We start from the raw sequence: 20676 nt of genomic DNA on the forward strand, positions 1-20676 counted from the left end.
GCTGGCAGCCATCGAGGCTGCCAGCTTCTTTTTAGCGATTCTGCGAATATTGCTCAAGCTCCTGCTGCATCTCCCGCAGCTGTGCCTGTTCAGCCGCCGTGGAATTGGCAAACGCGGAACTTAAAGCATTTTTCGCACGGGAAACAGTTTCTTCGCCTGCAGAACTTTTAGCTATTTCCACATATTTTCTGGCTTCCTGAAATAATCTGTTTCCCATCGTTATATTCCTCCGAGGGATGATTCTTTCACATTAGCTAATTTTTGGGCTTCCGCCTCTGCATAGGTCATGTGGTACGGGATACGTTCATCATGCTTACTAACAGTATCAACACCCTGTTGTACGAAGCGTTTTGATTTATTACGTTTACCCATTCGAATCCCCTCCATGAAAGAGTTTAAAGCAGCATTGTGCTGCTCCATCCCTTAGTATGCTCTAAAGGAATGATTTAAAAAGGGAATTTAAAGGACTGGTTGCCATTAAATTTCTTTTGGTCATTTGCTTATAGTGCTTTAAGGTTTAATAATTCATTTAAATAGATTCCGATTCCATCCTCCTCGTTGGTTAAGGTGACTTCATTGGCAATATTTTTCACCTGGTCAATAGCATTGCCCATGGCAATCCCGTAGCCTGCATATTCAAGCATTTCAAGATCATTGTCTTCATCACCGAAAGCTATGATCCGCTCAGGCGGTATTTGGAAGTAATCAGCTGCTTTTTGGAGGCCAACAGCTTTATTCAGCCCTGTTTTTACTATTTCAATGACATGCCATGGAGCCGCCCAGCGACGGTGATCAATCACTTCGGCATGGACTTCGGAAAGATGGGCTCTAATTGTTTTTACATGTTCTTCATCTGTGTGGATCAGCATGCTTGTCGGATTATCATTAAGATAATTGCGTAAATCTCCAGTCGTAATTTTGGGATCGCCAAAACCGAAGATATCCAGAAGCTTTTCATCATGGTAATGCAGGTAAACATCATCTATAACTTCTGCTACAATATTATGAACTGTATAGCTATTAACGGCTTCTACAATTTCCTTTGCAACGTTCATTTGCAGAGGTGTATGATAAACTCCCCAATTATGATCTTTAGGATGATGTATGTAAGCACCATTGAAATTGACAATTGGCGTAGTCAATCCCATTTCACGATAATAAATTTCGCTGGAGCGAAATGGCCTTCCGGTGGCAATCATCACTTCATGTCCTTGTTCGCGTGCCTTTTGAATAATCATTTTAGTTTTAGCTGAGATGGTTTTGTCATCTTTTAATAATGTTCCATCAAGGTCCAGTGCAATTAAATGTTTTTCTGCCATAAGATCTCCTTCTAAGCGCTCAGCACTTTTTTATAAGAATTTAACTGCAGTTTACGCACTGCAGTCAATTGCTTATCTTGAAGTATGCCCCGCTTTTCTTTTAAGTGTAAAGGTTTTGGAAAAAAAAAGTCTACATGTTAAACTGAAAATATAGAAAGAATTTACATCAAAACAAGAGCGTAAGCTTTTACAAAATCATTTTATACATATATGTTATCAATATTATTATAATTTTGTAAAAAAATTCACTTGTGCCCTAACAGATTTAGGAGGAAGAACTGTGGTTGTTATTGAACATAAGCATATCAAAGAAATTCCTGTTCTTGAACTGGCCAGACAGGAAGTAAAAGGGGAACGCTTGCCTTTTATTATTTTCGTTCATGGCTTTACGAGTGCCAAAGAACATAATCTGCATTATGCCTATCTGCTAGCTGAAAAAGGGTTCAGGGTGGTGCTTCCAGACACCTTGCTTCATGGGGAAAGATCTGAAGGTTTATCAGGCAGCGATTTAAATTTCAGGCTATGGGATATTGTTCTAAATACAATTGCGGAATTGAACATAATCAGGGATGTCTATGAGGATGCAGATCTGATCGACAAGGGAAGAATAGGGCTTGTGGGCACCTCCATGGGAGGAATAGTCACTTTGGGCGCCTTGACCCAGTATGAGTGGGTCAAAGCTGCAGTAAGCCTTATGGGTATGCCGTATTATGAAAAATTTGCTCAGCTTCAGCTGGATGAATTGAAGAAGAATAATATTAAAATTCCGCTTTCAAGCGAAGAACTAGCAGATCTGCTGGGGACCTTAAGGGAGCGGGATCTAAGTCTTCAGCCTGAAAAACTTGGAGGAAGGCCGCTTATGTTCTGGCATGGCAAAAAAGACCCGGTTGTGCCTTATTCCTATACATACCAATTTTATGAGACCATCCAGCCCTTATATAGTGACTCACCTGAAAACCTCATGTTTATATCAGATGAACAGGCGGGGCACAAAGTAAGCAGGCAAGGGCTGCTGGAAACGGTTAAATGGTTTGGGGAACATCTATAACCAACATTTTTTCAATTCATTTAAATATTTGTTAAGATATAGATAAAGTAAATAATGAAGGAGTGCTGCAGAAATGGACCAGGATTTAAAAGACAGCATCATGGGTGCACTTGAACTTGTTGTTGACCCGGAGCTGGGGATAGATATTGTGAACTTAGGCTTAGTATATGATGTGAAAATGGAAGAGGAAGGTAAAGCCGTGGTAGATATGACTCTTACTTCCATGGGGTGTCCTTTGGCAGGAACAATTGTTGAGCAAGTAAAGTCAGCATTGGCTGATATTCCCGAAGTAAAGGACACTGAAGTGAACATTGTCTGGAACCCGCCTTGGTCTAAAGACAGAATGTCCCGCTATGCAAAAATTGCACTTGGCGTACAATAAGATTGAATCTTAAAAACAGCAGGATTATTTTCCTGCTGTTTTTTTATGCCCTTGCTTTAATTCCTTTGAACACATCTCTGTAAATTCTTTGAAAATGAGCATTGTATGTGAGGTAGTTCACTTATTTAACATGCCGATTATCCTATACTAACGATGGAAAGACAAAATTGCGTTGATGAAACATCCAGGACCTGTGGCTGTTAAGGAGGCATCTCAAATGGGATTTGATAGAGATTTTAATAAAGACCCTTTTATTGTGATATGGGAATTAACAAGGGCATGCCAGCTAAAATGTCTGCATTGCCGTGCGGAAGCGCAATACAGGAGAGATCCGCGAGAGCTTTCCTTTTATGAAGGGAAGTATTTGATTGACCAAATCAAGGAAATGAACAACCCTATGCTTGTTTTTACGGGTGGTGATCCATTAATGAGGCAGGATGTATTCGACATTGCCGAATATGCTGTAAAAAAAGGCGTGCGTGTGTCAATGACGCCCAGTGCGACACCGAATGTAACAAAAGAAGCTATTGAAAAAGCCAAAGAGGTCGGCTTAGCTCGATGGGCTTTCAGCCTTGATGGGCCAAAAGCGGAAATCCATGACCATTTTAGAGGTACTGCCGGTTCCTTTGATTTAACGATCGAAAGGATTAAATATTTGCACGAGCTTGAAATTCCAGTCCAGATTAATACAGTTATTTCGCGTTATAATATCGATTATCTTGAGGAAATGGCTAAAGTTGTAGAAGAACTCAAATGTGTTCTTTGGAGTGTGTTCTTCCTCGTCCCAACAGGGAGAGGGCAGGAAACAGATATGATTTCTCCGGTTGAACATGAGATGGTATTTACATGGCTGTATAACTTAAGCAAAAAAGTTACTTTCGATATCAAGACAACAGCTGCCCAGCATTACCGCCGAGTGGTCATTCAGCAAAAAATGAAGGAAGCGAAGGCTCAGAATGAGGACATTCAATATCTCGATGCACTTACACAGCAAGGGCTAACGGGTTCTATAGATGGTTTAGGCAGGGCTCCTAAAGGTGTGAATGACGGAAATGGATTTGTTTTCATTTCACATATTGGGGATGTTTATCCTAGCGGGCTTCTGCCTGTTAAAGCAGGGAATGTAAGGGAACAGCCACTTGCTGAAATATACAGGGAATCGCCAATTTTTAAAGACCTCAGAAATCCTGATAAATATAAAGGGAAATGCGGACAATGCGAGTTCCGTTATGTATGCGGGGGATCCAGGTCACGGGCATTTGCCATGACAGGGGATTATATGGAAAGCGAGCCGTTTTGTGTTTATATTCCAAAGGCACTTAGAAAGAAAGCGGCAAAATCATAAAAGAAAGGGAGTGCCGTTCGGATGCACTCCTACTCGATGCTGCAATATACGGCAGGGCAGTTTTCACAGCCTATTTCATTTTTTAAATATTCAAGATCTTTGACTGTGATTTTTCCATTTAGAATGGTAATGATGCTGTCTTTTTTCAGTTCACCCAGTATCCGGTTGGTGCTTTCCCTGGATGTGCCGCAAAAATTCCCAAGCTCTTGATTCGTAAGGGGCAGATCAATGAGTATGCCATCCTTAACTTTTATGCCATAGCTGTTAGTCATTCTGATAAGGGTTGAATACAGGGCACCTTTTTTTCCGTTAAGGACGAGATCTCTAAATTTGGTCTGAGTATTACGAAAGTGGTCGCTCATCCATTTCATAAATTCATAAGCCAATGTGCTATTTTTAAATATCTCCTTTTCCAGGACATCTTTTTTTATCACAGCTACTTCGCCAGCTTCAAGAACTAAAGCATTCAATAAATATTTAGGGTTACTGGTAAATAGGGTAAGCTCGCCAATAATTTCATTTTCTCCGCATAACCTGAAGGTAAGTTCTCTGCCATCAGCTGTTATCTTGCTGATTTGTATCTTGCCTGAAAGTATAATATAAAGTTCAGCAGCATCCATACCTTCCTGAAAAATGTAAGCCCCTTTGGAGGTTTTCATACGCCGGTCTGCAAAATGAAGAAGCTCTTTAATCTCAATGGAATGTGTCGGTTTAATGGCTGTGCGAGCCATATTAATCCTCCTTCATAAAACAACTGTCTTTTTTCACAATAGTATCATTTGTATAGTGAAAACATTGCCGGCTTTTGTGTCTTTATTGTGGCATTTTCTATTGAAATGGTGTGTCTTTGTTATTATATAAACAATTCCCTATTAACATTGAAACGATTGTATGTTCTAATAGTAGAAGCCCTTAATTTGAGATACCGGGTTATTTCTGTTATTTTAAGGGAAAGGCTAAAATATACATCTGTATAGAAAGCTTATTTAAGTCACTCTTTATATGGAGTTGAACGAAATGGCTAAAACAATCGTTAAAGATAAATTGAATAGACCTTTAAGAGATCTTCGTATTTCTGTCATTGACCGCTGTAATTTCCGCTGTCAATACTGCATGCCGGCAGAAGTCTTCGGCCCGGATTTCGCTTTCCTTCCAAAAAATGAACTTCTGAGCTATGAAGAAATTGAACGGCTGGCTAAAATTTTTGTAAGCCTTGGCGTGGAGAAGATCAGGTTAACAGGCGGAGAACCTCTTATGAGAAAGGATATGCCTAAACTTGTAAAAATGCTTTCAGACATTGAGGGCTTAAAAGATATAGGTCTTACCACAAATGGTGTATTGCTGCCCAAACATGCGAAAGATTTAAAGGAAGCAGGGCTGGTGAGGGTTAACATCAGTCTGGACAGTTTGGATGATGAGCTGTTTGGAAAAATAAACGGACGCAATGTGGGTGTCAAACCAGTTCTTAAAGGAATCGAGGCAGCAAAAGAAGCAGGGCTTGGCGTCAAGCTTAATATGGTTGTTAAAAAAGGCCTGAATGATTCTGAAATTGTCCCGATGGCTAAGTTCTGCAAAGATAACGGCTTACAGCTCCGCTTTATTGAATACATGGATGTCGGCAGTACAAACGGCTGGAAGATGGACGAGGTTGTTACCAAAAAAGAAATTTATGACATTTTAAAGGAACATTATTTATTGGAACCGGTAGATCCGGATTATTTCGGAGAGGTTGCCAAGCGATACCGTTATAAGGATACTGATGTAGATGTTGGGTTTATTACATCTGTTTCTGAATCTTTCTGTTCAAGCTGCACACGTTCAAGATTGTCAGCAAACGGCCAAATTTTTACATGCCTATTTAATGGAGAAGGACATGATCTGAAGGGATTTATGAGAAAAGGCGCCACGGATGAAGAAATTACTGATCAGATTGTTAATATTTGGAACGGCAGAAAAGACAGATATTCAGACGAACGGACTGAAGAGACCATTGCCAGCAGGAAAAAAATTGAAATGTCCTATATTGGAGGATAAAAAAAGCATGCTTTGCTTTGTCACGAGAAATGGACATAGGCGGGCAGGCTTTTTATTTTGTCGTTCAGACTGCAAAAAAACTGCAGCCGTTATTGGCTACAGATCGTAATGTTTATAAATATCTTGGAAAAAGAATGTTATTCTCAAGGTGAACATGCATGAAGGTTTGGCTTTCCAGATCTTCCAGCCGCTTATACACTAGACGGTACGATCCGCATGCATCTGAAGGTGGAGTATAATCAGATGTAATTTCTCTTAATTCCTTTAAAATTGAACCTGCATGATCATGCTCTTTCTCAAGCTCCCGGATATAGCTGATGATTTCTTTGCGATTTTCAACCTGAGGATCTTCAAGCTTCAGGAGCATTGGAAAAACTGACTCTTCCTCTTTAGAAGTATGTTCAAGAAGCTCATGCTTCAGCTCAAAGAATAATTGGTGGACTTTTAAAAGCTCCTCATGGCTTTCTCCATGGACTCTTGAAACCTTTGTTACATACGGGCTTAATAGCGATAGTTCCTCCTCAAGAGGACGATGATATCGATTGATGACATGTTCAATAATGTCTTCTGATGCACTGTCTGTCCAAACCTCTAAATCATCGGTTTGGTTTTCCTTCTGAATAACCTCGTTCAATTCTTTTATCAGAACCTCCATATCTGCAGACTGATCAGAAACTGCACGCACCAGCGGAATATTTCCACCGCAGCAAAAATCAATGCGATGACGTTTAAAAACATCACTTGTCTTTGGAAATTCATTTACAATATCTTTTACCAGACGGTCTTCTGTAAGATGTATGGTCATTGAATTTTCCTCCTTTTATCTTGTGAACTATCTAAAGAATAAACGAATTTCCTTTTTAATTTGGTGACGGGCATCACACTTGCAGGCTTTTTATAAAGTTTTTTGGGTAGGCTATTTTCGCATAAATTGTTGTTCTTTGCCTATCAATGTTGTCCGTTGATTTCCGCTCCAGACTGCTCGCTTTCCGCGGGGCGGGCGGTGAGCCTCCTCAACGCTCCGCGTCTGCGGGGTCTCACCTGTCCCGCTACTCCCGCAGGACATTGAGTAAGCTCCCTTGAGTAAACACCGCACGAAGAAAATGCGAGTGCATTTTCGAGGATCTCGCACCTTCCGCTACAATCAACTCAGTAAATAATATAAAAAAAGCAACAAACCTTACGAAAACGGCCTTTGGGTAAAACCATGCACATGTGAAACTGAAAGTGTGATGATTGTCATGTTATAAGTTTTCATGTACGTTTATAATAATTGAAATAGAAAAAGCGTTAAGAAAAGTACATAGGAGCTGATATAATGCTGGAAAAAAGAACTCCCATTCCTGTTGGGGAAGCAGTAAAAAAAATCATGGCCTATCAATTAAAAGGAAGTGCAGAATACATATCCATTAATGAAAGCAACGGTCGTTTTCTTGCAGAAGACTTAAAAGCGACCCATGATGTCCCTCATTTTGACCGATCACCATATGATGGATTTGCTGTTCGTTCAGCAGATACAAAGGAAGCTTCAATGGAAAATCCCGCAGTATTTGAGGTAGTAGATCATATTGGCGCAGGGCATGTAACTTCCAAAAACATTGGTCCATTCCAGGCTGTGAGAATTATGACTGGTGCGCAAATGCCTGAAGAATGTGATGCCGTAGTAATGCTCGAGCTGGCAAAAGCATATGAAGAAGACGGTAAGAATTTTATGTCCATTAAACGCTCCTATAATAGTGGAGACAATGTTTCCTTCAAGGGCGAAGATGCGAAAAAAGGAGATTCACTGGTCAAGAAGGGGACAAAAATCAACCCGGGAATTCAGGCTATTCTTGCTACCTTTGGCTATGCCGAAGTACCGGTTGCAAAGAAGCCTGTTATCGGATTATTTGCAACAGGCACAGAGCTATTGGAAGTACACGAACCGCTGCAGCCAGGGAAAATCAGAAACAGCAATGCCCATATGATAACAGCCCAAATTGAAAGGGCTGGGGCGGAAGTTATTTATTATGGAAAGCTCCCTGATGAATTTGATACATGTTTCGATGCTGTGAAAGAAGCATTGAACAGCGTGGATATACTGATTACTACTGGCGGTGTATCTGTAGGCGATTTTGATTATCTGCCGGGCATTTACGAAAAGCTTGGGGCAGAGGTCCTTTTCAATAAAGTTGCAATGCGGCCCGGAAGTGTGACTACAGTTGCCCAGCATGAAGGGAAGCTTTTGTTTGGACTTTCCGGAAATCCTTCTGCCTGCTATGTCGGATTTGAGCTTTTTGCAAGACCGATTATCCGGAAAATGCTGTTCTCTGAGAAGCCGCATTTAAGAAAAGAAACAGCAGAGCTCGTGGCTGAGTTTCCAAAAGCAAATCCATTTACACGATTTGTCCGGACAGCTGTGAATTATTCAGGAGGCAGACTGGTTGCGGCGCCAAGCGGAGTGGATAAATCAAACATTGTGATGAGTCTCGCCGGCGCGAATTCACTAATGATTCTGCCCGGCGGAACTAGAGGCTATGGCATGGGCGACATTGTTGAGGTGCTATTGCTTGAGGACCATGAAGGAAGCGAATGGCCATGGTAAAGGAACCTGTTATTTTTCAGGTATCCGGCTATCAAAACAGTGGAAAAACAACATTGGTTAACAAAATAATTTCCGGATTAAAAGGGAAGGGACTTTCTGTCGTTACCATTAAGCATCATGGTCATGGCGGCAAACCCGAAACCCCAGAAGGAAAGGATTCCAGCAATCATATTGAATCAGGAGCAGCCGCTTCAATTGTTGAGGGTGGAGGCAGACTGCTTTTACAAGCTGAGAAGAAAAGCTGGAGCCTGGAGGAGCAAATTAATATTGCCGTGCAGCTGCAGCCTGATGTAGTGCTTATTGAAGGTCATAAAAAGGCTTCATACCCTAAAGCACTCATGCTCAGAAGTGATGAAGATAGGTACCTTATAGAGGAACTGACAAATATCTGTGCACTCTTCTGCTGGGAAGATAAAGTGATTAAGCACAAGGCTGCAGATTTGGAAACTCCGTTTTTCAGCATCCGTGATCCCAAAGGCACTGAGTGGATTATTGAGTATTTAGTGAGCGAAAGTAAGAAAAAGAAATAAGATTAAACAAAACAGTCCATTTTTTTTGGGGGCTGTTTTTAATAATTCTCTAAAAGTTGAACGTTTTGTGGCGATTTGTTTACCAGTGATAATCTTCACTTATTATTTACGCGGAAAATTATATATTATTGGCAGAAAGCAGCGGGGAGGTATTAAGGATGAAGTTATTTATGCCAAAACAGCATGGAGCCTGGGCAATGCTGATCCTGCCATTTTGGCTCGGGGCGGCGGCATCTGATATTATTTGGTCTCATATCCCGTTTTTTTTAGGATGGATATTATTATATCTGGCTACTTATCCTGGCCTTCTCCTATTTAAAAGAAAAAGGATGGCTTTTTATGCAAAGTGGGCTATTATTTATTTGGTTCCGGCTATTTTACTGCTATTATTCCCTTTACTGGTAAGGCCGTCGATTATCATATTTGGACTTCTTATGATTCCTTTTTTTATCATTAATGCACGCTATTCGTCTAATAACAGAGATAGGGCATTGGGTAACGACTTTAGTGCCATTAGTGCCTTTTCCATAGCAGGCCTTGCGAGCAGCTATTTGCCGCATGGGGAAATTACACCGCTGGCCTGGACAGTATTTGCAGCTTCCATTTCATTTTTTGCCGGAAGCACCTTCTATGTAAAATCAATGATCAGGGAAAAGAAAAACATTTCCTTCAAATGGATTTCGTGGATCTTTCATGCTGCGGTACCGATCCTCTGGCTGCTGGCAGGTGGATGGATTGTATCTGCAGCGTTTCTTCCCAGCCTTTTTCGGTCCATTGCATTTTATGGGAAATCATTTACACCTAAAAAAATTGGGATATATGAAATTGCGAATGCAGCCATATTCTTTTTCATGTTATTACTTGCCATTCATAATTAAAGACCGGCCTGACCAGGCCGGTTTTTTAATTTATCCAGAAATAGCTGTGCTGAGTATAAATAAATATTAGAAATCTTTAAAACTTCAGTAAAATAGGTTGCAATTTTTTCTTTCAGTTTCTATAATAAGAGAAACATAAATTCATAAATATGTATATAAATGATTAAATATACAATTAAGTGTGGAAGGAGCAATTATGAACGTTTCAATCATCGGAACAACCGGATATGGGGGTGCGGAATTGCTCCGTATCCTTAAACAGCATCCAGAATTTAATATTAAATCGATTCATTCAACGAAAGAAGATCTGCCCATTTGGAATGAATATCCCCATCTATATGAAATCATTGACAAGAACTTACAGGGGATTGATCCAGCTCAAATAGCAGACCAGTCTGATATTGTTTTTCTGGCAACACCATCTGGAGTATCAGGGAAACTTGCTGAAAATTTTTCAGGCAAGAATATAAAGGTAATTGACCTTTCCGGTGATCTTCGAATCCCGGCTCAAGCCTATCTGAAGTGGTATAAACACACTCCTGCTAACGAATCTCTGGTAGAAAAAGCAGTATATGGGCTTTCTGAGTGGCATCATGACGAAATAGCTTCCGCAGAAATCATATCTAATCCTGGGTGCTATCCAACAGCTGCTCTGTTAAGTCTTGCACCAGTTGTAAAAGAAAATTTAATAAAGCCCGATAGCATTGTGGTCGATGCAAAGTCCGGTGTGTCAGGGGCAGGAAGGGCGCTTTCAAGATCAACAAGCTATGCAGAAGCTAATGAAAACCTGCGTGTTTATAAGGTAAACCAGCACCAGCATACACCTGAGATCGAACAGCAGCTGATGAAATGGAATTCCGCTCTAAAGCCGATTACATTCACGACCCATCTTCTTCCTATTACAAGAGGCATTATGACAACCAGCTATGTTCAGCTGACAAAAGAATACACTTCTTCTCAAATTCTTGAACTTTATCAATCAGTTTATGAAAAACAGCCGTTTATTCGAATTCGTCCTGAAAATTCTTTCCCTTCCGTAAAAGAGGTGGCAGGCTCTAATTTTTGCGATATAGGTGTTCATGTGGATTCCAGAACGGGCAGACTGACAATAGTTTCAGTGATTGATAATTTAATGAAGGGAGCAGCCGGGCAGGCTGTACAAAATGCCAATATTATGAGCAGATTGGATGAAAAAGCAGGTCTCGGATTTGTACCGCTCTATCCATAAGGAGGAAAGATAAATGCAATTAGTATCTCAAACTGAAGTAACCGAACTGCCGACAGGAAGCATCATAACACCGAAAGGCTTTACCGCAGCTGGCGTCCATGCAGGGCTGCGCTATTCAAAAAAGGACCTGGGAATTATATTAAGCGATACTCCTGCACAATGTGCAGCTGTCTATACAACAAGCCATTTTCAGGCTGCCCCTTTAAAAGTTACTCAGGAAAGCATGGCAGCAGAAGGCCTCATTCAGGCTGTTATAGTAAATAGTGCATGTGCCAATGCCTGTACAGGGGACCAGGGGCTAAAGGATGCTTATCAAATGAGAAAATCAGCTGCAGATAAATTCAATTTAAAGGAACAGCATGTGGCGGTTGCCTCTACTGGTGTCATTGGAGAATATATGCAGATGGATAAGATAGAAGAGGGCATTAAGATGCTGAAGCCAGGCAATGAGGCATTACACTCAGAGGATTTTCAAACAGCTATATTAACAACGGATTTAGTGATGAAGAAGTGCTGCTATTCGGCAGTAATCGATGGGAAAACCGTTACAATGGGCGGCTCGGCAAAGGGGTCTGGAATGATTCATCCCAATATGGCAACCATGCTTGCGTTTATCACAACAGATGCGAATATAGACTGCGGAGATTTGCAATTTGCATTGAAACAGGTTACCGATCGAACATTCAATCAGATAACCGTTGATGGAGATACCTCAACAAATGATATGGTATTGGTCATGGCCAATGGAACCAGCGGTATAAATAAACTTTCGCCGAACCATCCAGATTGGGATGTATTTATACAGATGCTTTCTCAAACGAGTGAAAGTCTTGCCAAACAGATTGCAAAAGATGGTGAGGGAGCAACAAAGCTGATAGAAGTGGAGGTATCAGGGACAAAGTCGGATGACGATGCCAGAATGATTGCTAAACAGATTGTCGGCTCGAACCTTGTTAAGACTGCTATATATGGAGCGGATGCCAATTGGGGCAGAATTATCGGGGCAATCGGACAGAGCCAGCCAGCTATTGATCCGTCTTCGGTAGATATCGCAATCGGACCTATAGTCATGCTGAAAAATAGTGTTCCACTGGCATTTTCTGAAGAAGAAGCAAAAGAGTACTTATCAAATGCCGCCATTCAGATTACTGTGAATCTTCACCAGGGAGCAGGAAAAGGGAAGGCCTGGGGATGTGACTTATCCTATGATTATGTCAAAATCAATGCAAGCTATCGTACCTGAGGGGGATGCCATTTGAAAAGTATTGTCATTAAGTGCGGAGGCAGTGTAATGGAAGAGCTGGGAGACGCTTTCTTTGATAGTCTTTTAGAGTTGAAGAAGGAAGAATACCAGATTGTTTTTGTTCACGGTGGAGGGCCGGCAATTAACAGCATGCTGGAACTTTTTAATATCCCTCATGAATTTGTCAATGGGCTAAGAAAAACGACTCCGGAAGTTCTGGAGGTAGCAGAGATGGTCTTGTCAGGACAATCCAACCGCAAGCTTACCTCAATGATCGAACTGCATGGATTGAGAGGGTTTGGCGTAAATGGCAGTGATGCGGGGTTGCTAAAGGCAGAATTTATCAATCAGGATGAGCTTGGACTGGTTGGTGAAATAACGGCAGTTAATCAGTCGGTACTGGAAATGTTATTTAATGAAGACCTGGTCCCTGTCATTACTCCTATTGCAGCTGCAGAAGGCGGGATGAAATTGAATATCAATGCCGACTATGCGGCGGCAGCCGTTGCCAATGCCATTAAAGCTGAACATTGCATCTTTGTAACGGATGTAAAGGGAATATTCATTGACGGCAACCTCTCTCCTCAGCTTGACGCGGATGAAATTGAACAGCATATTAACGATAAAAAAATTACAGGCGGAATGATTCCAAAGGTTACCTCTGCCTTGAACCTAATCAGCAAAGGGCTAAATAGCGTAATGATTGTATCAGGAAAAGAAAAGTTTTATGAGGAAGGCATATGGAACGGTACGAATATATCTGCCAAGAAGGAGGTCTTAACTTGAGTAATCTATTTCCAACGTATGCCCGGTGGGAAGTGGAGCCGGAAAAAGCAGAAGGAAGTTATCTTTTTGATAAAAATAAGAAGCGCTATTTGGACTTCACCTCAGGGATTGGAGTCTGCAATCTTGGTCACCGTCCAGCAGCTGTACAAAAATCAATCAATGAACAGCTGAATAAATTCTGGCATGTTTCCAATTTATATATACAGGATCAGCAGGAGGCTGCAGCAAAGACTCTCTCTGAAGCTGCGGGCATGGACCTTGTATTCTTTGCCAACAGCGGAGCAGAAGCAAATGAAGCAGCGATTAAGCTTGCAAGAAAAGCTTCGGGAAGGAAAAAAATCATTACTTTTCAGCAATCATTCCACGGGAGAACCTTTGCCACAATGGCTGCAACGGGCCAGGAAAAAATTAAAAAAGGCTATGGTTCCATGCTTGAGACTTTTAAGTATGTTCCTTTTAATGATATTAATGCATTGGAGGAAGAGATTGACGCGGAAACAGCGGCTGTAATGCTGGAAATTGTACAGGGTGAAGGCGGGATTCACATTGGGAATCAGGAGTTTCTTACAAAAACTGAGCAGCTTTGCAAAGAATATGGGGCGCTCCTGATTGTAGATGAAATTCAGACCGGCATTGGCAGAACGGGTAAAGCCTTTGGATTTCAGCATTTTGACCTTACGCCCGATATCGTAACCGCAGCTAAAGGCCTGGGAAGCGGATTGCCAATAGGCGCAGTGATTGGAAAAAAAGCATTGGAAGAAGTATTTGGACCAGGAAGCCATGGATCAACATTCGGCGGGAACCCGATCAGCATTGCAGCAGCTATTGCTACAATGAAGACAATATTTGATGATGATTTTTTACAAGGCGTTCAGGAAAAGAGTGCATATCTTGCTGACAAATTGGCTGAATCGCTTGAACAGATTGAAGCTGTTAAGGAGATTCGCTATCTTGGTTTAATGGTCGGTATTGAATTAGATATCCCCCTTCCATCTTTGTTAAAGGAATTAAGAGCCAATTGCTTGCTTGCATTGCCTGCTGGGGAAAATGTTTTGCGGCTGCTGCCTCCGCTGACAGCATCAAAATCTGAAATAGATGAAGCGGTGCAAATTCTGCAATCCACACTAAAGGAATTTTCAAAATCAGCTGTTTAAGCTGTATTATTTTTCAAGTGTATGAATAAAAATTAACTAGGTTATATAAATATACAGATAGCTTTGGGGTGTTGATAATGGAAGGATACCTTCATTTAAATAGCGGCCATTCCTATAAAGGCCAATGGCTGACGGATCAGCCTGAAAAGGATGTAGAAGGGGAAATCGTTTTTTTTACAGGAATGACAGGCTACCAGGAAGTATTGACAGATCCCTCTTATAAGGACCAAATTATTGTGTTTACCTATCCTTTAATCGGAAATTACGGAATAAATGAGTCTGATTTTGAGAGTAAGAAATCTCATGTGGCAGGGGTTATTGTTTATGAAGGAAGCAGAAATCCTTCGCATTACAAATCGGCTTATTCGCTTCAGGAATACCTTCAGAAATGGAATATTCCATTATTAGGGCATATGGATACCCGATCAATTGTAAAGAAAATCCGTTCAGAAGGAAGCATGCCGGCAAAAATGTCTTCTTCGGAAACTGCCCCCGGCGGATTGCTGCTTCGAAAGGATAAAAAAGTTTGCAAAGTATCTTCGCAAACAATGGAGTGCTGTGGAGAGGGAAGCATTCATATAGTTGTCATCGATTTTGGCGCTAAAAAATCAATTGTGGATTCATTGCTGAAAAGAGCGTGCAAGGTTACATCTGTTCCTTACAATACAAGCTTTGAACAGATTAAAAAACTAAATCCAGACGGTGTAGTGCTTTCAAACGGGCCTGGAGATCCTAAAGAATTAAAAAGCATCCTTCCGGAATTAAAAAAGGTGCTGGAGCAGTATCCGGCATTGGGAATTTGTCTTGGCCACCAACTGGCTGCTTTAGCATTTGGCGGCAACACAAAAAAACTGTCCTTCGGCCATAGGGGTGCCAACCACCCGATTGCGGACATGAAGAAGGGCACAGTATTTATGTCATCACAAAATCATAGCTATGTGGTTGATGAAGAAAGCATAAAAGATACCGGGTTTAAAACCCGCTATGTAAACCTGCATGACCAGTCAATTGAGGGACTAATGCATAAGGTCCTGCCAATCCATACGGTCCAATTCCATCCGGAAGCCCATCCGGGACCTGCGGATGGTGATTATATTTTTGATGAGTTTATGAACATGATTCAAGAGGAGAATAGGAGAGTTTTCGCTTATGCCTAAAGACACCAGCATCCAATCCATATTAGTAATCGGCTCCGGCCCGATTGTCATCGGGCAGGCAGCAGAATTTGACTACGCAGGAACACAGGCCTGCGCAGCATTAAAGGAAGAAGGCTATAAGGTTATCCTTGTTAATAACAATCCGGCTACCATTATGTCTGACAAAGCTTTTGCAGACAAAGTCTACTTTGAGCCGATGACAGCTGACAGCCTTGAGAAGATTATAAAGATAGAACGTCCCGATGGCCTGCTTGCCACACTGGGAGGCCAGACAGGTTTAAATCTTGCTTTTAAACTGAGTGAATCAGGTGTGCTTGAACATTATGGAGTGAAGCTTTTGGGCAGCAGCATTGAATCCATTAAGAAAGGCGAAGACCGGGAAGCTTTTCGTAAGCTGATGAACGAGCTTAACGAACCTGTTCCCGAAAGCATCATTGTCCATGAAGTAAATGAAGCCATCCAATTTGCCCGCGAAATTGGATTTCCTATTATCGTCCGTCCAGCTTATACTCTTGGCGGAACAGGAGGAGGTATAGCAGGAGATTTTGATGAACTGACATCTTTGGTGCAGGGCGGTTTAAAAGAGAGTGCGATCAGCCAATGCCTGGTTGAAAAAAGCATAGCAGGATTTAAGGAAGTAGAATACGAGGTCATGCGGGATTCACAGAATACGTGCATCACTATATGTAATATGGAAAACATTGATCCTGTAGGAGTTCATACCGGTGACTCAATTGTTGTCGCACCTTCACAAACCTTAACAGATGATGAGTATCAGATGCTGAGAACAGCTTCTATCAAGATCATATCCGAGCTTGGCATTATTGGAGGGTGCAACATTCAGTTTGCCCTTGATCCTCATAGCAAGAATTATTACCTAATTGAAGTCAATCCTCGAGTCAGCAGGTCATCTGCCCTTGCTTCCAAAGCAACAGGCTATCCAATTGCCAGAATGGCTGCAAAGCTTGCCGTCGGGTATACCTTATCGGAAATTATCAACCCTGTAACAGGAGATACTTTTGCAAGCTTTGAACCAGCCCTGGATTATGTCATCGTTAAGTTTCCAAAATGGCCATTTGATAAATTTCCTTCTGCGGACCGCAAACTCGGAACGCAGATGAAAGCAACCGGAGAAGTAATGGGGATTGACCGGAATCTTGAACGGGCTCTCTTAAAGGCAATCCATTCACTTGAAGTGAAGGTGAATGATTTGAAATCACCTGGCTTATCAGCTAAATCGGTTACCTCACTTGAGGAACTGCTGTTAAAGCAGACTGATGAAAGATTCTTTACCGTAATTGAATTACTCCGGAGAAATTACTCATTGCAAGCTTTACACTCTATCACAAAAATTGATTATTTCTATCTCAATATACTCAATGAAATGGTAAAGCTGGAAAGGCAAATCTCTGCTTTAACACTTGATGAAGCAACAAAAGAAGAGCTGCAGCTATTTAAGGAAAAGGGCTTTAGTGATAAGTTTCTTGCATTGGAATGGAAAGTTTCGGAAAAAGCAGTCAGGGACAAACGCAAAAAAGCTGGCATTCTGCCTGCCTATAAAATGGTTGACACATGTGCAGCTGAATTTGAAGCACAATCTAATTATTATTACTCCAGTTATTTTGGCGAAAATGAACAAGTAAAGAGTGATAAGAGGAAAGTCCTGATTATTGGAAGCGGCCCCATCAGAATTGGCCAGGGCATTGAATTTGATTATTGCTCCGTTCAGGGAGTATTTGCTCTGAGGGATGAAGGCGTTGAGACAATCATGATCAATAATAACCCTGAAACGGTAAGTACGGATTATACAACCGCTGACAGGCTTTATTTTGAACCGCTAATTCTTGAGGATATCTTAAATGTTATTGAAGCAGAAGGGATTTCAGAAGTCATTGTGCAGCTTGGCGGGCAGACAGCTCTGAATCTGGCATCCGCACTTGAAAGTTATGGTGTTACCCTGCTTGGAACTGACTCAAATACCATAGATGCATTAGAGGACCGGAAGCTATTTTATCAGCTGCTGGATGATTTGAATATTCCGCGGATAAAAGGTGATGTTGTCCACTCAGAAGAAGAGCTAAAAGAAGCAGCCGAAAACATTGGATTCCCGATTCTTGTCCGCCCATCCTATGTTATAGGAGGGAGAGGGATGGAACGTATTTCTTCATCATCTGAGCTGGAGGGTTATTTAGCGAAAGGTGATGTCCCTTATCCGATTTTAATTGATCAATTCGTGCATGCTTCAGAAGCTGAGCTTGATCTGGCAGCAGACGGAAATCATATCTGTGCACCTGCAATTATGGAGCATATTGAAAAAACGGGTGTTCACTCTGGCGACAGCATGTCCGTTCTCCCGCCGCAAAATCTTTCAGAAAATGTCCAGAATAAAATGCTAGCCTATGCAAAAGCCATTGTGCAAAAGCTCCGGTATAAAGGACTCATGAATATTCAGTATATCGTTAACGGCGAAGAAGTATTTATTCTTGAAATAAACCCTCGTGCAAGCAGAACTGTACCAATTATCAGCAAGGTAACAGGCGTACAGCTAGTGGGGATTGCGACAAAAATATTGCTTGGGAAATATAGTTTGTCGAAAGATGAAATTCCGGATGCTGCAAAACTCCCATTTGTATGTGTGAAATTCCCGGTTTTCTCTAATTATGCTTTAAAGGGATTGGACAGCAAAGTAGGTCCTGAAATGAAATCAACAGGAGAGGCCATTTCACTCGCACCAAATTTTGAGGCGGCAATCAGAAAGTCTTTCCATGCTGGTTTAAATGATGCTAAAGGCAAATGTGTCGTAATTGCAAACTCTCCAGAAACAGAAGAACTAACTCATTATATTAATAAGGCTAAAGTAGTACCTGTTTTTCTGACTCAAGGCAATATGGATTGGAATGTCCAGGAAACCTTCGCCTTATATAATCCTGGCATAAGTGAAGAAGATAAGAGAATGAGAGAAATGGGAACCAAAAACAGAATTTTGACTTTCAGTGAAAAAGAAACGCTTATTGCATTATTAAAATCAATGTCTGCAGGCGATTGGGATGTTAAATCCATTGAAGATTGGCAGGGCATTAAAAATAATACTGGAGAAAAGGAAGTGGGCGTCTTATGATTTCAATTCAGGCTGCGGATAAGGGTATAAATATAAAAGGAAAAGATTTTCTAACACTTGCAGACTTTTCATCAGAGGAAATTAAGGGGCTGCTGGAAAAAGCAAAGCAATTAAAAGAAGCTCATCTGCAGGGTGCAGAAACTCCCATCCTAAAAGGCAAAATTCTTGGCATGATTTTTGAAAAGTCATCTACACGCACAAGAGTTTCCTTTGAAGCAGGTATGCTGCAGCTTGGGGGCCATGCCTTATATTTAAACAGCCAGGACCTGCAGCTTGGAAGAGGAGAAAGCATTGCGGATACAGCTAAAGTGCTTTCACAGTATGTTGATGCGATTATGATCCGCACATTCTCCCATGCAAAGATCCAGGAACTGGCTCATCATGCGGACATTCCGGTCATTAACGGCTTGACCGATCTTTATCATCCGTGCCAGGCTCTTGCCGATCTCCTTACAATTGAAGAGAAAAATGGGGAGTTAAAAGGCCAAAACCTGGTATATGTAGGCGATGGCAATAATGTGGCCCATTCTTTAATGATTGCTTCTGCCAAGATGGGGGTAAATATCACGATTGCCTGTCCTATAGGGTATGAGCCAGATAATTTTGTTCTCCAGCAATCACAAGAGTTTGCCGAACAAAGCGGTTCAAAGGTAAAGATAACATCTAACCCTGAAGAAGCGGTTGCTAATGCCGATGCCATCTATACAGATGTCTGGACGAGCATGGGACAGGAAGATGAGAATGAACAGAGGCTGAAAGACTTTGCTGATTATCAGGTTAATGAATATCTTGTCCAAAAAGCCAAAAAAGATTACGTCTTTTTGCATTGCCTGCCTGCCCATCGCGGTGAGGAAGTTACAGCGGAGGTCATTGATGGAAATAATTCCGCTGTCTTTCAGCAGGCTGGGAACAGGCTTCATGTTCAAAAAGCCATTCTTTCAGAGATATTATAATGAAAAAGCCTTCTCAGCACAGAGAAGGCTTTTTCATTAAGATAGGAAATAAACCAGCGGTCCAACAATAAAACAATAAATCGCAAAATACTTCAGGTTTCCTTTAGCCATAATATTCATAAACCATTTTAAAGAGAAGTAAGATGCAACTAGTGAAGCAACAAAGGCGATTGTATAGGGAATCGCATATTCAGATAAATTGGGATCCGTTAAAATGTCATTAAAACCAAGAATCATTCCGCCGGCGCTTACCGGGATATATAAAAGGAAAGAGAACCTTAGAGCTGTTTCCTGTTTCATCCCCAGCCCCATTGCCGCTACAATAGTGGCACCGGAACGGCTGATTCCCGGTATCAGGGCAACTGCCTGTGCAAGTCCTACAATAATTGCATCCTTATAAGATAATTCAGCATCATTTTTCCGTCCGCGTAAATTGCGGATCAGCCACAGTGCAAGTCCTGTCAAGATAAGAGTAATCCCAACTGTTTTTATATTTGCAAGGTGCATATCGATAAAATCCTCGAGCAAAATGCCGATGACACCTGCAGGAATGGTTCCGATAATCAAGTAAATGATAAATCGAAAGTCTGATTCCGCCTGTTTATCTTTGGTTGTAATGTATGCAAGGCCGTTTCGGATGAGTCTCATAATATCTTCCCTGTATATAAGCAGCACAGCTAATAATGAGGCTGTATTTACAAGGAGGGCAAAGCTAAGGCCTTTGATGTCAAGCCCGAAAAAATGCTGGGCAATCTCCAGATGCCCGCTCGATGAAATGGGAATAGGCTCTGTAAATCCCTGAAATAATCCCAAAAACAAGTATTTAAGCAATGTTAGAAAATCAGTCACAAGTAAATCCTCCATAATCAAATCTCATACCACCCATTTAACTATAAAAAAGGCATCAGAGTAAAGTG

The 20676-nt window shown here is 41.4% G+C and carries 20 protein-coding genes; 14 read left to right on the top strand and 6 right to left on the bottom strand.

Annotated features, from left to right (window positions below; genetic code table 11):
- Positions 1-31 precede the first annotated feature (31 nt).
- From A361_RS07340 to A361_RS07345, 3 genes are all read right to left on the bottom strand, one after another.
- Positions 32-217: a DUF3813 domain-containing protein gene (locus A361_RS07340; RefSeq protein WP_009331256.1), complete on the bottom strand. Its 186-nt coding sequence runs from the start codon at positions 215-217 to the stop codon at positions 32-34.
- A gap of 2 nt (positions 218-219) precedes the next feature.
- On the bottom strand, positions 220-372 hold the full coding sequence (locus tag A361_RS30420) for a hypothetical protein (protein ID WP_009331255.1): 153 nt from the start codon (positions 370-372) through the stop codon (positions 220-222).
- 128 nt (positions 373-500) lie between these two features.
- Complete coding sequence (locus A361_RS07345) at positions 501-1319, bottom strand: Cof-type HAD-IIB family hydrolase (RefSeq protein ID WP_009331254.1); 819 nt, start codon at positions 1317-1319, stop codon at positions 501-503.
- 280 nt (positions 1320-1599) lie between these two features.
- On the opposite strand from A361_RS07345, the gene A361_RS07350 reads away from it, so the two are divergent.
- From A361_RS07350 to A361_RS07360, 3 genes are all read left to right on the top strand, one after another.
- Positions 1600-2367: an alpha/beta fold hydrolase gene (locus tag A361_RS07350; RefSeq protein WP_019381463.1), complete on the top strand. Its 768-nt coding sequence runs from the start codon at positions 1600-1602 to the stop codon at positions 2365-2367.
- A 73-nt stretch (positions 2368-2440) separates the two neighbouring features.
- Complete coding sequence (locus A361_RS07355) at positions 2441-2749, top strand: metal-sulfur cluster assembly factor (RefSeq protein WP_009331252.1); 309 nt, start codon at positions 2441-2443, stop codon at positions 2747-2749.
- Positions 2750-2966: 217 nt separating this feature from the next.
- The gene (locus A361_RS07360; protein ID WP_019381464.1) at positions 2967-4094 is read left to right on the top strand and encodes a TIGR04053 family radical SAM/SPASM domain-containing protein; all 1128 of its coding nucleotides are present in this window, start codon (positions 2967-2969) and stop codon (positions 4092-4094) included.
- 29 nt (positions 4095-4123) lie between these two features.
- Here the strand turns inward: A361_RS07360 and A361_RS07365 are convergent, their stop codons facing one another.
- Complete coding sequence (locus tag A361_RS07365) at positions 4124-4825, bottom strand: Crp/Fnr family transcriptional regulator (protein WP_009331250.1); 702 nt, start codon at positions 4823-4825, stop codon at positions 4124-4126.
- Positions 4826-5111: 286 nt separating this feature from the next.
- On the opposite strand from A361_RS07365, the gene moaA reads away from it, so the two are divergent.
- On the top strand, positions 5112-6128 hold the full coding sequence (gene moaA, locus A361_RS07370) for a GTP 3',8-cyclase MoaA (RefSeq protein ID WP_019381465.1): 1017 nt from the start codon (positions 5112-5114) through the stop codon (positions 6126-6128).
- A 112-nt stretch (positions 6129-6240) separates the two neighbouring features.
- Here the strand turns inward: moaA and ric are convergent, their stop codons facing one another.
- On the bottom strand, positions 6241-6933 hold the full coding sequence (gene ric, locus A361_RS07375) for an iron-sulfur cluster repair di-iron protein (RefSeq protein WP_009331248.1): 693 nt from the start codon (positions 6931-6933) through the stop codon (positions 6241-6243).
- 513 nt (positions 6934-7446) lie between these two features.
- Here ric and glp point away from each other — a divergent pair.
- The 10 genes from glp to argF all read left to right on the top strand — a co-directional run bounded on the left by glp (position 7447) and on the right by argF (position 19759).
- The gene (glp, locus tag A361_RS07380) at positions 7447-8712 is read left to right on the top strand and encodes a gephyrin-like molybdotransferase Glp (protein WP_019381466.1); all 1266 of its coding nucleotides are present in this window, start codon (positions 7447-7449) and stop codon (positions 8710-8712) included.
- A complete protein-coding gene (gene mobB / locus A361_RS07385) occupies positions 8700-9242 on the top strand; it encodes a molybdopterin-guanine dinucleotide biosynthesis protein B (RefSeq protein ID WP_009331246.1) in 543 nt (180 codons plus the stop codon). The genes glp and mobB overlap by 13 nt, the downstream gene beginning before the upstream one ends.
- 158 nt (positions 9243-9400) lie before the next feature.
- Positions 9401-10120 (top strand): YwiC-like family protein, encoded by a 720-nt coding sequence (locus A361_RS07390; RefSeq protein ID WP_019381468.1) that lies wholly within the window; start codon positions 9401-9403, stop codon positions 10118-10120.
- 196 nt (positions 10121-10316) lie between these two features.
- The gene (gene argC, locus A361_RS07395; protein WP_019381469.1) at positions 10317-11348 is read left to right on the top strand and encodes an N-acetyl-gamma-glutamyl-phosphate reductase; all 1032 of its coding nucleotides are present in this window, start codon (positions 10317-10319) and stop codon (positions 11346-11348) included.
- A 13-nt stretch (positions 11349-11361) separates the two neighbouring features.
- Positions 11362-12591 (top strand): bifunctional ornithine acetyltransferase/N-acetylglutamate synthase, encoded by a 1230-nt coding sequence (argJ, locus tag A361_RS07400; RefSeq protein ID WP_019381470.1) that lies wholly within the window; start codon positions 11362-11364, stop codon positions 12589-12591.
- Between the two features lie 12 nt (positions 12592-12603).
- Entirely contained in the window at positions 12604-13377 is a 774-nt protein-coding gene (argB, locus tag A361_RS07405) for an acetylglutamate kinase (RefSeq protein WP_009331242.1), read from the top strand.
- Positions 13374-14531: an acetylornithine transaminase gene (locus tag A361_RS07410; RefSeq protein WP_019381471.1), complete on the top strand. Its 1158-nt coding sequence runs from the start codon at positions 13374-13376 to the stop codon at positions 14529-14531. Before argB ends, A361_RS07410 begins: the two co-directional genes overlap by 4 nt.
- A 77-nt stretch (positions 14532-14608) precedes the next feature.
- The gene (locus A361_RS07415; protein ID WP_019381472.1) at positions 14609-15688 is read left to right on the top strand and encodes a carbamoyl phosphate synthase small subunit; all 1080 of its coding nucleotides are present in this window, start codon (positions 14609-14611) and stop codon (positions 15686-15688) included.
- Positions 15681-18806, top strand: a complete 3126-nt coding sequence (locus A361_RS07420; RefSeq protein WP_019381473.1) for a carbamoyl phosphate synthase large subunit — start codon at positions 15681-15683, stop codon at positions 18804-18806. Before A361_RS07415 ends, A361_RS07420 begins: the two co-directional genes overlap by 8 nt.
- Complete coding sequence (gene argF, locus A361_RS07425) at positions 18803-19759, top strand: ornithine carbamoyltransferase (RefSeq protein WP_019381474.1); 957 nt, start codon at positions 18803-18805, stop codon at positions 19757-19759. Before A361_RS07420 ends, argF begins: the two co-directional genes overlap by 4 nt.
- 36 nt (positions 19760-19795) lie before the next feature.
- Here argF and A361_RS07430 read toward each other — a convergent pair whose 3' ends face one another.
- Complete coding sequence (locus A361_RS07430) at positions 19796-20608, bottom strand: undecaprenyl-diphosphate phosphatase (RefSeq protein ID WP_420480832.1); 813 nt, start codon at positions 20606-20608, stop codon at positions 19796-19798.
- Between the last annotated feature and the right edge of the window lie 68 nt (positions 20609-20676).

It is taken from the genome of Cytobacillus oceanisediminis 2691, from assembly GCF_000294775.2.
GTDB lineage: Bacteria > Bacillota > Bacilli > Bacillales > Cytobacillaceae > Cytobacillus > Cytobacillus pseudoceanisediminis.

Excerpts from the sequence above, each read along its gene's own strand:
- moaA (WP_019381465.1), top strand. The coding sequence starts at position 5,112 with ATGGCTAAAACAATCGTTAAAGATAAATTGAATAGACCTTTAAGAGAT.
- A361_RS07345 (WP_009331254.1), bottom strand. The coding sequence starts at position 1,319 with ATGGCAGAAAAACATTTAATTGCACTGGACCTTGATGGAACATTATTA.
- A361_RS07360 (WP_019381464.1), top strand. The coding sequence starts at position 2,967 with ATGGGATTTGATAGAGATTTTAATAAAGACCCTTTTATTGTGATATGG.
- argJ (WP_019381470.1), top strand. The coding sequence starts at position 11,362 with ATGCAATTAGTATCTCAAACTGAAGTAACCGAACTGCCGACAGGAAGC.
- mobB (WP_009331246.1), top strand. The coding sequence starts at position 8,700 with ATGGCCATGGTAAAGGAACCTGTTATTTTTCAGGTATCCGGCTATCAA.
- A361_RS07340 (WP_009331256.1), bottom strand. The coding sequence starts at position 217 with ATGGGAAACAGATTATTTCAGGAAGCCAGAAAATATGTGGAAATAGCT.
- A361_RS07390 (WP_019381468.1), top strand. The coding sequence starts at position 9,401 with ATGAAGTTATTTATGCCAAAACAGCATGGAGCCTGGGCAATGCTGATC.
- A361_RS07365 (WP_009331250.1), bottom strand. The coding sequence starts at position 4,825 with ATGGCTCGCACAGCCATTAAACCGACACATTCCATTGAGATTAAAGAG.
- A361_RS07415 (WP_019381472.1), top strand. The coding sequence starts at position 14,609 with ATGGAAGGATACCTTCATTTAAATAGCGGCCATTCCTATAAAGGCCAA.
- glp (WP_019381466.1), top strand. The coding sequence starts at position 7,447 with ATGCTGGAAAAAAGAACTCCCATTCCTGTTGGGGAAGCAGTAAAAAAA.
- argC (WP_019381469.1), top strand. The coding sequence starts at position 10,317 with ATGAACGTTTCAATCATCGGAACAACCGGATATGGGGGTGCGGAATTG.
- argF (WP_019381474.1), top strand. The coding sequence starts at position 18,803 with ATGATTTCAATTCAGGCTGCGGATAAGGGTATAAATATAAAAGGAAAA.
- ric (WP_009331248.1), bottom strand. The coding sequence starts at position 6,933 with ATGACCATACATCTTACAGAAGACCGTCTGGTAAAAGATATTGTAAAT.
- A361_RS07355 (WP_009331252.1), top strand. The coding sequence starts at position 2,441 with ATGGACCAGGATTTAAAAGACAGCATCATGGGTGCACTTGAACTTGTT.
- A361_RS30420 (WP_009331255.1), bottom strand. The coding sequence starts at position 372 with ATGGGTAAACGTAATAAATCAAAACGCTTCGTACAACAGGGTGTTGAT.
- A361_RS07420 (WP_019381473.1), top strand. The coding sequence starts at position 15,681 with ATGCCTAAAGACACCAGCATCCAATCCATATTAGTAATCGGCTCCGGC.